Origin of the sequence: Streptomyces sp. SID13726 (assembly GCF_010548375.1) — a bacterium.
In the GTDB taxonomy this organism is placed as follows: domain Bacteria; phylum Actinomycetota; class Actinomycetes; order Streptomycetales; family Streptomycetaceae; genus Streptomyces.
This window is the reverse complement of record NZ_JAAGLY010000378.1, coordinates 1-461: the sequence shown is the minus strand read 5'-3', so window position 1 is coordinate 461 and position 461 is coordinate 1. Positions and strand designations below refer to the sequence as shown.

The 461-nt window shown below is 75.5% G+C and carries 1 protein-coding gene; it reads left to right on the top strand.

Translation table 11 applies throughout. The annotated features are described in order from the left end of the window. The coding region (locus G3I78_RS48165) for an aminotransferase class III-fold pyridoxal phosphate-dependent enzyme (protein WP_164436952.1) at positions 1–461 on the top strand (461 nt) is incomplete at both ends.

The window sequence follows — 461 nt, the reverse complement described above, 5'->3', positions numbered from 1 at the left end:
GGTTCGGGCGGGTCGGCGAGTGGTTCGCGGTGGACCGGTGGGGCGTCGTGCCGGACCTCGTGACGTTCGCCAAGGGCGTGAACTCGGGCTACGTGCCGCTCGGCGGCGTCGTGATCGGCGAGCACGTCGCGCGGACGTTCGACGACCGCGTGTTCCCCGGCGGGCTCACCTACTCCGGCCACCCCCTCGCGTGCGCCGTCGGGGTCGAGTCGGTCCGCACGTTCGAGGACGAGCGGATCCTGGAGCGGGTGCGCACGCTCGGCGCCGACGTGATCGGGCCGCGGCTGCGCGAGATCGCCGCGCGGCACCCGAGCGTCGGCGACGTGCGCGGGCTCGGGTTCTTCTGGGCGGTCGAGCTCGTGCGCGACCGGGAGACACGCGAGCCCCTCGTCCCGTTCAACGCGAGCGGCCCCGCCGCCGCGCCGATGAGCGCCGTCGTCGCCGCCGTCAAGGAGCGCGGC